Here is a 13,195-nt window from a genome sequence, read left to right as displayed (position 1 = left end):
GGCATGAGTTCCCAGCTGTCCCTGATCACCGTGCCCATCGCGCTGGCCGAGCGCAGCTACGACATCCTGATCGCCCCCGGACTGCTCGATCAAGCCGCCAGCTGGCAGGGCCTGCCCAAGGCGGCCGCGGCACTGATTGTCAGCAACGAAACGGTGGCACCGCTCTACTTGGAGCGGGTGAGGGCGCAACTGGCGTCGCACTTCCAGCGTATCGAGACCGTGGTCCTTCCGGACGGCGAAGAGCACAAGGACTGGACCTCTCTCAACGCCATCATCGACCAGCTGCTGGCCACGGCCTGCGACCGCAAGACGGTACTGGTCGCCCTGGGCGGCGGTGTGATCGGCGACATGACCGGCTTCGCCGCGGCGGTCTACATGCGCGGAGTGCCCTTCGTCCAGGTGCCCACCACCTTGCTTTCGCAGGTCGATTCCTCGGTGGGCGGCAAGACGGCCATCAATCATCCGCTGGGCAAGAACATGGTCGGAGCCTTCTACCAGCCTGTGCGGGTGCTGGCCGACCTGGACACGCTGGACACCCTGCCGCAGCGCGAGCTGTCCGCCGGCCTGGCCGAGGTGATCAAGTACGGCCCCATCGCCGATGCCGCCTTCCTGGACTGGATCGAGGCCAATCTTGATGCCCTGATGGCGCGTGACAAGACCGCACTGGCCCATGCCGTGAAGCGCAGCTGCGAGATCAAGGCCTGGGTCGTGGGCCAGGACGAGCGCGAGAGCGGCCTGCGCGCCATCCTCAATTTCGGCCACACCTTCGGCCATGCCATTGAGACCGGCCTGGGCTATGGCGAATGGCTGCACGGCGAGGGCGTTGGCTGCGGCATGGTGATGGCCAGCGAGTTGTCGGTACGGCTTGGCCTGATGCCGGCCGAATTTGCGAGCCGCATGCGCCGCGTCATCCAGAGGGCGGGGCTGCCCACGATAGGTCCGCGACTGGGCACTGAACGCTATCTGGAGCTGATGCGGGTCGACAAGAAGGCCGAGGGCGGCGAGATCCGCTTCGTGCTGATCGAGGCCCTGGGCAAGGCCGTGATGCGAAGCGCGCCCGAAGCCCTGGTGGCCGAGGTGCTCGAACACTGCACGGCCGCCTGACCCGGGACACCCCAAGATGCGCGCCGCCTACGCCTGCCACCCGAACCGCAGCCGAGGCCGCCGCTTCCCCGAGCCTCCGGCGCCAACGCGCAGCGAATTCCAGCGCGACCGCGACCGCATCGTCCACAGCACGGCCTTTCGTCGCCTGGTCTACAAGACCCAGGTCTTCCTCAACCACGAGGGCGACCTGTTCCGCACCCGGCTGACCCATTCGCTGGAAGTGGCCCAGCTGGGCCGCTCCATCGCCCGCAGCCTGGGCCTGGACGAAGACCTGATCGAGACCATCGCCCTGGCCCACGACCTGGGCCACACGCCCTTCGGCCATGCGGGCCAGGACGTGCTCGACGACTGCATGAAGGACTACGGCGGCTTCGAGCACAACCTGCAGAGCCTGCGCGTGGTGGACCTGCTGGAGCAGCGCTATCCAGCCTTCGATGGGCTCAATCTCAGCTTCGAATCGCGCGAGGGCATCCTCAAGCATTGCTCGCGCCGCAACGCGCAAGCCATAGAAGCCGTGGAGCCCGACGGCATAGCAGCTCGGTTCCTGAATGGCGGCCAGCCCAGCCTCGAGGCCCAGCTCTGCAATCTGGCCGACGAGGTGGCCTACAACGCCCACGACATCGACGACGGCGTGCGCTCGGGCCTGGTCACGCTGGAGCAACTGGAAGCCGTGCCGCTGGTGCAGCGCTACCTGCGCGAGGCCCTGGCCGAGTATCCCCAACTGGTCGGCAAACGCCTGCTGGCCGAGACCATCAGGCGCATGCTGTCCAACCAGGTCTACGACATCATTGACGCAAGCCGCACCCGGCTGGAGGAAGCGGCCCCGGCCGACGTCGAAGCCGTCCGCACCGCCGATGCTCCGCTGCTTCGCTTCAGCAAAGAAATGCGCTCCGCCAGTACCGAGCTCAAGCGATTCCTGTTCGCCAACCTCTACCGCCATCCCCAGGTCGCTCAGACCCGGACCCGGGCGGAGCAGGTCTTGCGCGACCTGTTCTCGCTCTACATGACGGACCCGGCCCAGATGCCCGAGGAGTTCTCGGCCGCTCCCGACAAGCCGCGTGCCGTGGCCGACTACATCGCGGGCATGACCGACCGCTATGCGATCAAGGAACACCAGCGCCTGACCGGGCAGCAACTGATCCAGGTCTGAGTCCGTGCACAGGCTCCGGTAGGAGCCTGTGGCTGACGAAGGCCCGGACGCCATACGAGCGGCCGGGCTGAGGCGCAATAATGGGGACAGGTTCAATCTGTCTGCCCCTTCCATGGCCCGACTTGCTCGACTTGCCGTCCCAGGACTGCCCCATCACCTGATCCAGCGCGGCCTGAATCGCCAGCCCATCGTGGCCGACGACCAGGACCGCCAGCGCCTGCTAGACGACCTGCGCGAATGCGCGGCGACCTACAAGGTGCAGGTCCATGCCTATGTGCTGATGGACAACCACCTGCACCTGCTGGCCACGCCGGAAACCGGGGACGGTCTCAGCCGCATGATGCAGGCCCTGGGTCGCCGCTATGTGGCGGCCTTCAACAAGCGGCATGGCCGCAGCGGGACCTTGTGGGACGGCCGCTTCCGAGCCGCACCTATCGAAGCCAGCACTTACCTGCTGGCGTGCATGCGCTACCTGGAGCTGAATCCGCAGCGGGCTCAGCTCGGCGGACAGCCGGCCGACTATCTCTGGTCCAGCGCCGCCCACCATCTGGGGCTGAGGCGTGACCCCCTGGTCTACGACCACGCGCTGTTCTGGGCGATGGGCAATACGCCGTTCGAGCGCGAGATGGCCTGGAGGCAGTGGCTGGAACAGGGCTGTGCGGCCTCGGAATGGAAGGCTCTGACCGAGGCAGCCCACAAGGGCTGGCCGCTGGGCTCGGCCGCTTTCCTGAAGGGACTGGCCGATGAGACCGACCGGCCGGTTCAACCGCGCAAGCGGGGAAGACCGGCTGGTCGCCGCGCACTGCCAGCGGCCGTCGAATGACTGTGTCCCCAATTAACGCAGTTGCAATCTGACTCATCGCAGTAAAAGGAGTCTGACCCCTATTGTTCGTTCTTGTATGTAATGCTGCAGCGCAGTAATCTCGCGGCTCCTTTCTTCGCGTCAGTAGTCAGTAGTTGGAGAGCGCCGTGAACAGCAAGATCAGCCAGGCCGCACAGGTTCAAGCCGAGATCGAGGATTTGACCGCCCGGGGCCTGTACCGCCCGACCAATGAAAAGGACGCCTGCGGCCTCGGCTTCGTCGCCCACATCAAGGGCCAGAAGGCGCATTCCATCGTCCAGCAGGGTCTCAAGATCCTGGAGAACCTGGACCACCGCGGCGCGGTCGGGGCCGACAAGCTGATGGGCGACGGCGCCGGCATCCTGATCCAGATCCCGGACGAGTACTACCGCGAGGAGATGGCCAAGCAGGGCGTCGAATTGCCGCCCCCCGGCGAATACGGCGTCGGCATGATCTTCCTGCCCAAGGAACATGCTTCCCGGCTGGCCTGCGTCCAGGAGCTGGAGCGTGCCGTGAAGGCCGAGGGCCAGGTCTTGCTGGGTTGGCGCGACGTGCCGGTGGATGCCGAGCTGCCAATGTCGCCGACGGTGCGGGAGAAGGAACCCATCATCCGGCAGATCTTCATCGGCCGCGGCCCGGACATCATCGTGCCCGATGCCCTGGAGCGAAAGCTCTACGTGATCCGCAAGACCGCGAGCAGCGCCATCCAGGCGCTAAAGCTGACCCACAGCCGCGAGTACTACGTGCCGAGCATGAGCTGCCGCACCGTGATCTACAAGGGCCTGCTGCTGGCCGACCAGGTCGGCGCCTACTACAAGGACCTGGGCGATACCCGAGTCACCTCGGCCATCGCTCTGGTGCACCAGCGCTTCTCGACCAACACCTTCCCCGAATGGCCGCTGGCCCACCCCTACCGCATGGTCGCCCACAACGGCGAGATCAACACGGTCAAGGGCAACTTCAACTGGATGCGTGCCCGTGAAGGCGTGATGAAGTCGCCGGTGCTGGGCGAGGACCTGAAGAAGCTGTACCCGATCAGCTTCGAGCACCAGAGCGACACGGCCACCTTCGACAACGCCATCGAGCTGCTGACCATGGCCGGCTATCCGCTGGCCCATGCGGCCATGATGATGATCCCGGAAGCCTGGGAGAACCATGAGCTGATGGACGAGCGCCGCCGTGCCTTCTACGAGTACCACGCGGCCATGATGGAACCCTGGGACGGCCCGGCCGCCATGGCCTTCACCGACGGCCGCCAGGTCTGCGCCGCGCTGGACCGCAATGGCCTGCGCCCGGCCCGCTACTGCATCACCGACGACGACCTGGTCGTGCTGGCCTCCGAGAGCGGCGTGCTGCCCATCCCCGAGAGCAAGATCGTCAAGAAATGGCGCCTGCAGCCGGGCAAGATGTTCCTGATCGACCTGGAACAGGGCCGCATCGTCGACGACGAGGAGCTCAAGAACCAGTACGCCAACGCGCGTCCCTACCGCCAGTGGATCGAGAACGTCCGTGTCAAGCTGGACGACATCCCGGTCGAGGCGGCGGCGCCGGCCGAATTCCCGGCCTCGCTGCTGGACCGCCAGCAGGCCTTCGGCTTCACCCAGGAAGACGTCAAGTTCCTGCTGGCGCCCATGGCCGCCAATGGCGAAGAGGGCATTGGCTCCATGGGCAACGACTCGCCCCTGGCCGTGCTGTCGAGCAAGGACAAGCCGCTCTACAACTACTTCAAGCAGCTGTTCGCCCAGGTCACCAACCCGCCGATCGACCCGATCCGCGAGGCCATCGTGATGTCGCTGAACAACTTCATCGGCCCCAAGCCCAACCTGCTGGACATCAATGCGGTCAACCCGCCTATGCGGCTTGAGGTTTCGCAGCCGGTGCTCGACTTCGAGGACATGGCCCGCCTGCGCTCCATCGAGTCGCACACGCACGGCAAGTTCAAGCCCTTCGAGCTGGACATCAGCTATCCGCGTGAATGGGGCCGTGCCGGCGTCGAGGCTCAGCTGGCCTCTCTGTGCGCCTCGGCCGTGGACGCGATCAAGACCGGCCACAACATCCTGATCATCACGGACCGCCACCTCAGCGCCGAGCGCGTGGTGATCCCGGCCCTGCTGGCGCTGTCGGCCATCCACCATCACCTGGTTCGCGAGGGCCTGCGCACGACCGCTGGCCTGGTGGTCGAGACCGGCACGGCCCGCGAGGTCCACCACTTCGCCGTGCTGGCGGGCTTTGGCGCCGAGGCGGTGCACCCGTACCTGGCGCTGGAGACGCTGCAGAGCATGACGGCCGAGCTGCCGGGCAATCTCTCGTCCGAGAAGGCGATCTACAACTACATCAAGGCCGTGGGCAAGGGCCTGTCCAAGATCATGTCCAAGATGGGCATCTCGACCTACATGTCCTACTGCGGTGCCCAGATCTTCGAGGCGATTGGCCTGAAGGCAGACTTCGTCGAGAAGTACTTCCGCGGCACGCCGACCCAGGTCGGCGGCATCGGCGTGTTCGAGGTCGCCGAAGAGGCGATCCGCCTTCACACCGCGGCCTTCGGCGACGACCCGGTGCTCGAGAACATGCTGGAAGCCGGCGGCGAGTACGCCTGGCGCACGCGCGGCGAAGAGCACATGTGGACGCCGGACGCGATTGCCAAGCTGCAGCACAGCGCGCGCTCGGGCAAGTTCGACACCTACAAGGAATACGCCCAGATCATCAACGACCAGAGCAAGCGCCACATGACGCTGCGTGGCCTGTTCGAGTTCAAGTTCGATCCGACGAAGGCGATCCCGGTCGAGGAGGTCGAATCGGCTGCCGACATCGTCAGGCGCTTCGCTACCGGCGCCATGTCGCTGGGCTCGATCTCCACCGAAGCCCATGCCACGCTGGCCGTGGCCATGAACCGCATAGGCGGCAAGAGCAACACCGGCGAAGGCGGCGAGGACCCGGCCCGCTATCGCAACGAGCTCAAGGGCATCAAGATCACGGCCGGCACCAAGGTCTCGGACGTGATCGGCAACAAGGTCATCGCGGTCGACTACGAGCTGAAGGAAGGCGACTCGCTGCGCTCCAAGATCAAGCAGGTCGCCTCGGGCCGCTTCGGCGTGACCACCGAGTACCTGGTCAGCGCCGACCAGATCCAGATCAAGATGGCCCAGGGCGCCAAGCCGGGCGAGGGCGGCCAGCTGCCGGGCGGCAAGGTGTCCGAGTACATCGGCATGCTGCGCTACTCGGTGCCGGGTGTCGGCCTGATCTCGCCGCCGCCGCACCACGACATCTATTCCATCGAGGACCTTGCCCAGCTGATCCACGACCTGAAGAACGTCAACGACAAGGCCGACATCTCGGTCAAGCTGGTGTCGGAAGTCGGCGTCGGCACGATTGCGGCCGGCGTGGCCAAGGCCAAGGCCGACCACATCGTCATCGCCGGCCATGATGGCGGCACCGGTGCTTCGCCCTGGAGCTCGATCAAGCATGCCGGCACGCCCTGGGAACTGGGCCTGGCCGAGGCGCAGCAGACCCTGGTGCTGAACCGCTTGCGCGGCCGTGTGCGGGTGCAGGCCGACGGCCAGATGAAGACCGGCCGCGACGTGGTCATCGGTGCGCTGCTGGGTGCCGACGAGTTCGGCTTCGCCACCGCGCCGCTAGTGGCCGAGGGCTGCATCATGATGCGCAAATGCCACCTGAACACCTGCCCGGTGGGCGTGGCCACGCAGGACCCGGTGCTGCGCGCCAAGTTCTCCGGCAAGCCCGAGCATGTCGTCAACTACTTCTTCTTCGTCGCCGAGGAAGCGCGCCAGATCATGGCGCAGCTGGGCATCCGCAAGTTCGACGAGCTGATCGGCCGCTCCGACCTGCTGGACACCCGCAAGGGCATCAGCCACTGGAAGGCCAAGGGCCTGGACTTTGCTCGCGTATTCCATCGCCCCAGCGTGCCGGCCGAGGTGTCCCGCCTGCACAACGACCGCCAGGACCACGGCCTGGACCGCGCGTTGGACGTCAAGCTGATCGAGAAGTGCCAGCCCGCCTTCGACAAGGGCGAGAAGGTGCAGTTCATGCAGGAGGTCAGCAATGTGCGCCGCACCGTGGGCGCCATGCTGTCGGGCGAGCTGATTCGCCACCGGCCCGAGGGCCTGCCGGACCACACCATCTTCATCCAGATGGAAGGCACGGGCGGCCAGAGCTTTGGCGCCTTCCTGGCGCAGGGCATCACCCTGTACCTGATAGGCGATGCCAACGACTACACCGGCAAGGGCCTGTCGGGCGGTCGCGTGGTCGTGCGGCCGAGCATCGATTTCCGCGGCGATGCAACCAAGAACATCATCGTCGGCAACACGGTGCTGTACGGAGCGACCCGCGGCGAGGCCTTCTTCCGTGGCGTGGCCGGCGAGCGCTTTGCCGTGCGCCTGTCCGGCGCCTCGGCGGTGGTCGAGGGCACGGGCGACCATGGCTGCGAATACATGACCGGCGGTACCGCGGTCGTGCTGGGCAAGACCGGCCGCAACTTTGCCGCCGGCATGAGCGGCGGCATCGCCTATGTCTATGACGAGGACGGCCACTTCGCCAAGCGCTGCAACACCGCCCAGGTCGCCCTGGAGAAGGTGCTGCCGGCCCATGAGCAAGAGGCCGGCGTCGACAAGGCGATCTGGCATCACCTGGCCGGTGCCGAAGCCCAGACCGACGAGGCCATCCTGAAGAAGCTGATCGAGGACCACCACCGCTGGACCGGCAGCCAGCGTGCCCGCGACATCCTGGACCACTGGGCCGAGTCGCGTGCCAAGTTCGTCAAGGTGTTCCCGCACGAGTACCGCCGGGCACTCGGCGAGATCCATGCAGCCAAGCAGACGGCGCAGACCATCGAGGTGGTCAAGGCCAGCACCACCAAGCCCGCCGTCAAGGCCTGAAGCCCAACACTAGGAAGTAGCCATCATGGGAAAAGTCACCGGCTTCATGGAATACGAGCGCCTCGAGGAGGGCTATGAACCCGTGGTCCAGCGGGTCAAGACCTACAAGGAGTTCGTGATCGGCCTGAACACCGACCAGGCCAAGCAGCAGGGTGCCCGCTGCATGGACTGCGGCACGCCGTTCTGCAACAACGGCTGCCCGGTCAACAACATCATTCCGGACTTCAACGACTTGGTTTACAAGGGCCGTCCGGAGGACTGGAAGAGTGCCATCGCGGTCCTGCACTCGACCAACAACTTCCCCGAATTCACCGGCCGCATCTGCCCCGCGCCCTGCGAGGCGGCCTGCACGCTGAACGTCAATGACGATGCGGTGGGCATCAAGTCCATCGAGCACGCCATCATCGACCGCGCCTGGGCCGAGGGCTGGGTCAAGCCGCTGCCGGCCAAAGTCAAGACCGGCAAGAAGGTTGCCGTCGTGGGAGCCGGCCCGGCCGGCCTGGCCGCCGCCCAGCAGCTGGCCCGCGCCGGCCACGAGGTGACGGTGTTCGAAAAGAACGACCGTGTCGGTGGCCTGCTTCGCTACGGCATCCCCGACTTCAAGATGGAGAAGTCGCACATCGACCGCCGCGTCGAGCAGATGCAGGCCGAGGGCGTGGTGTTCCGCACCGGCGTGCTGGTGGCCAGCCTGGGCGAGGGCTCCAAGGTCACGAACTGGGCCAAGGAGACCGTGTCGGCCGAGGACCTGAAGAGCCAGTTCGATGCCGTGCTGCTGAGCGGCGGCGCCGAGGCTTCGCGCGACCTGCCGGTGCCGGGCCGCGACCTGGCCGGCATCCATTTCGCGATGGAGTTCCTGCCGCAGCAGAACAAGGTCAATGCGGGCGACAAGCTCAAGGGCCAGATCCGCGCCGACGGCAAGAACGTCATCGTCATCGGTGGCGGCGACACCGGCAGCGACTGTGTCGGCACCAGCAACCGCCACGGCGCCAAGAGCGTGGTGCAGTTCGAGCTGATGCCGCAGCCGCCCGAGGTCGAGGACCGGCCGCTGACCTGGCCCTACTGGCCTATCAAGCTGCGCACCTCGTCCAGCCACGAGGAAGGCTGCGAGCGCGAATTCGCCATCGCCACCAAGGAATTCCTGGGTGAGAAGGGCAAGCTGACCGGCGTCAAGACGGTGCGGGTGCAGTGGCAGGGCGGCAAGATGGTCGAGGTGCCCGGCAGCGAGCAGGTGCTCAAGGCCGACCTGGTCTTCCTGGCCATGGGCTTCGTGGCGCCGGTCGCCACCGTACTCGAGGCCTTCGGCGTGGACAAGGATGCCCGCGGCAATGCCAAGGCCACGACCGATTTCAGCGGCGGCTACGCCACCAATGTGCCCAAGGTGTTTGCCGCCGGCGACATGCGCCGCGGCCAGAGCCTGGTGGTCTGGGCGATCCGCGAAGGCCGGCAGGCAGCGCGGGCGGTGGATGAGTTCCTGATGGGCGATAGCCGGCTGCCGCGCTGAGCCGGTCCTCCTGCCCCAGAAACTGAAGGCCGCCCCGAGGGGCGGCCTTCTGCATTGCGGGGCTTGGTATCAAGTACTTACCTGGCCCGACCACTCATCGCTTGTAGCGTCGCGCCCATCGGAACGCGGACTTGGCAAGAGCAATATTGCACAGCTTTTGGGGGATCATGCGCCCAGAATACCGTTGCATGAGAGTTCGGGAATCAGTGCCTTCTGTTTTCCCTGCCACCGGACAGAATCCCGGCATCACGATTCGACAAGGGTTGGTCATGCAAGCTCTTCAGTTCAATATCTCCCCGGTCCAGCGTCGCTTGGCTGTCCGGAGTGCCGGTTCGATGAACCGGAGTACCGGCTTCACCATGGTCGAGCTGCTGATTGTGGTGGCCATCATCGGCATCCTGGCTGCCGTGGCCATGCCGGCCTATACCGACTACGTGCGCCGCAGCCGCCTGCCGGAAGGCAGCTCGCGCCTGGCGACGCTGCGCATCAAGCTGGAACAGTACTACCAGGACAACCGAAAGTTCGGTACCAACAACTGTTCTGAGGGAACGGTGACGCTGACGGATACGCCGGCTTCCAAGTACTGGACCTACGAATGTGAGCTGACCAACCTGGGCCAGGGCTACAAGCTGACGGCCAAGGGCTCGATCAAGGCTGCGAACGACCATGTCTACACGCTGACCGACCAGAACGTGCAGGCCACCACGACCTTCAAGGGCGCAGCCTCGGCCAAGGCCTGTTGGCTGGTCAAGGGGGACGAATGCTGAGCCGCCAGGCCGTTCGCGGCTTCACCCTCGTCGAGACAGCCGTGGTGCTGGTGATCTTGGGCGTGATGCTGGCTGTGGCCTTGCCTCAGGCCGCCGACTGGTTGCGTGGGCTGCGGGTCCGCAACGCGGCCGAAGGTGTCAAGAACGGCCTGGAACTGGCCCGCATGGAGGCGCTGCGCCGCAACTCCACCGTTGGCCTGTGGCTGGTGAGCGATAGCTCCAAGGTGCCTACCGACAACTGTGTGCTTTCGTCGACCTCGCCCGCCTGGGTGGTCAGCGTGGCAGATCCTGCCGGCAAATGCGGCCAGGAGGCTTCCCTGACTGCGGCACCGCAACTGGTGCAGCGCTCCGCAGCGCAGGAGAACGCGTCCAATCTCAGCGTCAGTGCGTTGGACTCGGCCGGTGCGGCCGCTGATCGGGTCATGTTCAATGGCCTGGGTCAGGTCCAGCCGGTCACCGGCAACAAGAGCATCCAGACGGTCGATGTCGAGGCCAGTGCGGGTGGTGGCCGTCGCCTGCGCGTGGTCGTCGAAAGTGGCGGCGCCATCCGGATGTGCGATCGGGGTGCGGCGTCCGACGACCCGCGCGCCTGCCCGGCCTTGTGAGGTCCATGATGAAGCAGATCCAGCGCTTCCAGGCCAGCAGCCCGTCCCGGCGCCAGCGCGGCGTCGCGTTGATCGAGGCTCTGATTGCCATCCTGATCTTCGCCTTCGGCGTGTTGGGCCTGGTCGGCCTGCAGGCCGCCATGACCCGCGCCCAGACCACCGGCAAGATCCGGGCCGATGCGGCCAACCTGGCCTCGGACCTCTTCGGCCTGGTGCAGACCGATCACGCGACCATGCTGGGCCAGTACAGCACGGCCAACTGTGCCGGCTATCCACGCTGTGCGGATTGGAAGACCAAGGTGACTGCGGCTCTGCCCAGTGCCCAGGTGACCTTGACCACCAATGAGGCCGCGCGCTCGATCGAGGTCAAGATTTCCTGGCAGCAAGGCCAGGAAACACGCAACCAGTACAGCTCGACCATGGTGTGGCAGCAATGAAGCGACCAATCTTCAAGAGCCCTTCCGTCCGACAGGCCGGCTTCACGCTGGTGGAACTGATGGTCGGCGTGCTGGTCGGCCTGCTGGCGACGCTGATGATCGCCAAGATCCTGGGACTGGCCGAGGGCCAGCGGCGCAGTTCGACATCGGGTTCGGACGCCCAGGTCAGCGGCGGCCTCGCGATCTACTCGCTGGAGCGGCAGCTCAAGATGGCAGGCTATGGCCTGACCGTGGAAGGCGCGGCGCTGGGTTGCAACCTGAGTGCCCGATTCAACGGTGCGGCGCCGGCCGATTTGCCCCCCACCTTGGCGCCCGTGCTGATCACGGCTGGCGCAAACGGAGCGCCGGACACGATTCGCATGCTGTCCAGCTCCAAGACCAGTTTCGCCGTCCCTGCGAAGCTGACGGCCCCCTATTACGACCCTACCGACGTGGTCGGCGACAAGGCTCGCCGTCTGGCATTGACCTCGTCGTTGGGCATGACGCTGAACGACCTGTTGGTCCTGGTCTACCAGGACACGGTGCCGGCGGCAGCGCAGCGGGATTGCCAGGTGTTCCAGATTTCTGCCGACCCCGGCCTGAAGGAGGTGGCGCGCCAGACTGGTGGTGCCTGGAATCCGATCGGCTTCCCCGACCGAGCGGCTGCCGAGGGCGCCTTCGTCGTCAACCTCGGCCTGCTCAACGATGTGACGATCTCGCGCACTGACGACTACAAGCTGCGCCAGACCACACGATTGCTGCGCAGCCAAACGACCACGACGCAGGACCTGCAGCCCAACATCGTCAACTTGAAGGCGTTCTACGGCAAGGACACCAATGCTGATGATGTCGTGGACACCTTCGACACCACCACGCCGAACTCGACCGCAGGCTGGCTGCAGGTGAGGGCGGTCCGCATTGCCCTGCTGGCCCGCAGCGGCCAGTTCGAGAAAGACGAGGTGACCGCTGCTGCGCCGAGTTGGGACGTGGGTACCTTCGCCACCGTGAGTGGCAGCACCACCTGCGGTACCAGCAAGTGTGTAGCGCTCAAGGCCGACGTGACCGAAGACTGGCGTCACTACCGATACAAGGTGTTCGAGTTGCTGGTGCCACTGCGCAACCAGCTTTGGCGTGCCGACTTCTCGCCGGCGGCATCCGCGCCTTCGGTGCCGGCGTCCCTGTGAGGCTCACTATGACTAGGACCCCGATGTATCAACGCCTGGCTGTCCAGGCCCGCCGCGCCCAGCAAGGCGTGTCGCTGCTGTTCGCGCTGATGGGCCTCGTGGTGCTGACCTTGGGTGCGGTGGCGCTGCTGCGCTCAGTGGATACCGGGCTGATGGTTCTCGGCAATCTGGGCTTCAAGCAGGATGCACTGGCGGCCTCGTCGCTGGGAACGGAAACGGCCATCAATTGGATCCAGGGCTCGACCACGGAATCCTTGAGCAAGCCTCAAGCGGCCATGGGCTATTCCGCCGTGGCCATGACGGCGCTGGAGCCGGTCGGCCCGCGGGCCGATGCCAATGCCGGCAGCAAGGCCGTGTTGATCGACTGGCTGGACAACGGCTGTCAGGTGCCGGGCCTGAATGGTCGCGCGATCGAGATCTGCAGTTCCCCCGCCCATGCGCCCGACCTGGGCAACAACAAGATCCGCTATTTCATCACCCGACTTTGTGCCAATGAAGGTCTGCCCGACTCGACCAACGATTGCGTGAAGCCGGTGGTGCTGTCCACTACGGGCACCACGACCCAGCGCGGGTCGTTGGGCTACGGCTCCAACATCCGGTTCACCGACCTGAGCCCCGGCACCTATTTCCGCATCATCACGCGGGTAGAAGGTGTCCGCGGCACGGTCTCGTACACCGAAACTCTCGTCCATTTCTGATCCCGGCGTAGCGAGCCCTGATTCGTGAGGCTGTCAT

Annotated in this window: 10 protein-coding genes; all 10 read left to right on the top strand. The window is 65.7% G+C overall.

The features are described 5' to 3' along the window. Positions 1-3 precede the first annotated feature (3 nt). Entirely contained in the window at positions 4-1,104 is a 1,101-nt protein-coding gene (gene aroB / locus QT382_RS16740; RefSeq protein ID WP_289255222.1) for a 3-dehydroquinate synthase, read from the top strand. 16 nt (positions 1,105-1,120) lie between these two features. Next, entirely contained in the window at positions 1,121-2,254 is a 1,134-nt protein-coding gene (locus QT382_RS16735) for a deoxyguanosinetriphosphate triphosphohydrolase (RefSeq protein ID WP_289255221.1), read from the top strand. A gap of 112 nt (positions 2,255-2,366) precedes the next feature. After that, positions 2,367-3,077, top strand: coding sequence for a transposase (locus QT382_RS16730; RefSeq protein WP_289255220.1), 711 nt, complete (start codon positions 2,367-2,369; stop codon positions 3,075-3,077). Between the two features lie 146 nt (positions 3,078-3,223). Further along, on the top strand, positions 3,224-7,987 hold the full coding sequence (locus tag QT382_RS16725; RefSeq protein WP_502929909.1) for a glutamate synthase-related protein: 4,764 nt from the start codon (positions 3,224-3,226) through the stop codon (positions 7,985-7,987). A gap of 25 nt (positions 7,988-8,012) precedes the next feature. Beyond that, entirely contained in the window at positions 8,013-9,488 is a 1,476-nt protein-coding gene (locus QT382_RS16720) for a glutamate synthase subunit beta (RefSeq protein WP_289255219.1), read from the top strand. Positions 9,489-9,823: 335 nt separating this feature from the next. Then, on the top strand, positions 9,824-10,255 hold the full coding sequence (locus QT382_RS16715) for a type IV pilin protein (protein ID WP_289255218.1): 432 nt from the start codon (positions 9,824-9,826) through the stop codon (positions 10,253-10,255). Continuing rightward, positions 10,249-10,860, top strand: a complete 612-nt coding sequence (locus tag QT382_RS16710; RefSeq protein WP_289255217.1) for a GspH/FimT family pseudopilin — start codon at positions 10,249-10,251, stop codon at positions 10,858-10,860. Before QT382_RS16715 ends, QT382_RS16710 begins: the two co-directional genes overlap by 7 nt. A 5-nt stretch (positions 10,861-10,865) precedes the next feature. Then, on the top strand, positions 10,866-11,297 hold the full coding sequence (locus QT382_RS16705; protein ID WP_289255216.1) for a type IV pilus modification PilV family protein: 432 nt from the start codon (positions 10,866-10,868) through the stop codon (positions 11,295-11,297). Continuing rightward, on the top strand, positions 11,294-12,460 hold the full coding sequence (locus QT382_RS16700) for a PilW family protein (protein WP_289255215.1): 1,167 nt from the start codon (positions 11,294-11,296) through the stop codon (positions 12,458-12,460). Before QT382_RS16705 ends, QT382_RS16700 begins: the two co-directional genes overlap by 4 nt. A 68-nt stretch (positions 12,461-12,528) precedes the next feature. Beyond that, a complete protein-coding gene (locus QT382_RS16695; protein ID WP_289255214.1) occupies positions 12,529-13,158 on the top strand; it encodes a pilus assembly PilX family protein in 630 nt (209 codons plus the stop codon). The last annotated feature ends 37 nt before the right edge of the window (positions 13,159-13,195 follow it).

Origin of the sequence: Pelomonas sp. SE-A7, from assembly GCF_030345705.1 — a bacterium.
Lineage (GTDB): Bacteria > Pseudomonadota > Gammaproteobacteria > Burkholderiales > Burkholderiaceae_C > JAUASW01.
Note: the sequence above shows the minus strand (reverse complement) of the source record. Positions and strands in the feature narration are given on the sequence as shown.